General features: G+C 37.2%; 2 protein-coding genes. Both read left to right on the top strand.

The annotated features are described in order from the left end of the window. The coding region (locus tag F6K53_RS44190) for a polyketide synthase dehydratase domain-containing protein (RefSeq protein ID WP_293087225.1) at nucleotides 1–711 on the top strand (711 nt) is incomplete at its 5' end. A gap of 30 nt (nucleotides 712–741) precedes the next feature. Continuing rightward, nucleotides 742–1168: beta-ketoacyl synthase N-terminal-like domain-containing protein (locus tag F6K53_RS44185; RefSeq protein WP_293087222.1), on the top strand; the 427-nt coding region annotated here is incomplete at its 3' end.

Raw genomic sequence — 1168 nt, 5'->3', positions numbered from 1 at the left:
TGTGACAACTACAAAGTTCTCAAAGGCATTGTTTTCGACAACACCCTTGCCAATTACTACACGCTGGATTTAAAGGAAATCAATAAATCTCAAGGTGAAATAGAATTTGAAGCAGTGGTTTCTAGCGAAAGCACTAGAAAAATACCTCATTATCATTACAAGACTCAAATAAAACTGGTGCAAGCAATTCCTCAAGCTACTACTTATGAGTCATTTAATAGTACCCAAAATCCAGCACTTCTGAGTCTGTCACCTTATCAAAATGGCACCTTATTCCATAAACCCCGTTTTCAGGGAGTGAAGCGAATTCTCAATATCAGTCCTGAAGGATTGACTGTTCAATGTAGTTTGCAGAGTTTGGACGTCAAACAACAAGGTAAATTTCCAGTCCAGGCATTCAATGCTTACACTGCTGATATTTTATTTCAAGCTCTACTAGTTTGGGTCAGATACTTTGATGATTTAGGTAGCTTACCCTTACAGTTTACCAAACTGGAACAGTTTAGTTTAATTCCATTTAATCAGGATTTTTATATTTCATTGGAGATTAATTCAAGGAGTGAAAATCGAGTAGTTGCTAATGCTACGGCTCACGATGCTCAAGGAAATATCTATCTAAAGATTCACCAAATGCAGGTGACCAGCAGCTCTCGACTTAATCACCTATTTCTGGAAAACACTTGTTCAGATTTGGTTTGTTCTTCATTCTAAATTTTCAAACGTTAGGGAATAACAATAAAAATGGAAATAGCGATTGTCGGCATGGATGCTGTTTTTGGTTCCTGCCAAGGATTGGATAAGTTTGCAGCTAGCATTTATGATGGCAGCCAGCATTTTCATCCTATTCCTCATAACCGATATCAAGGTAGGGCGCAAAATCAGCAATATTCAGAAGAAAATGGTGCTACAAATGGTGCATCACCATGGGGGAACTATTTTGATAACATTGATATAAAATCTTTTAAATTTAACTCTAAACTTAATGAATTTGAAAGGTTAAATTGTCAGCAATTACTGCTAATCAATGTTGTTGATAATGCTTTGAAAGATGCGGGTTTTTATCAAGGGAATACACCGCTAAAAAATGTGGCAGTGATTACTTCACTTAGCTCTGGAGTTCCAGTGGAGCAAAGGGATAGCAGGTTGCATCTGGATAGCATCCTTGAGA

Source organism: Moorena sp. SIO4A1 (genome assembly GCF_010672065.1).
Classification (GTDB): Bacteria; Cyanobacteriota; Cyanobacteriia; order Cyanobacteriales; family Coleofasciculaceae; genus Moorena.
Note: the sequence above shows the minus strand (reverse complement) of the source record. Positions and strands in the feature narration are given on the sequence as shown.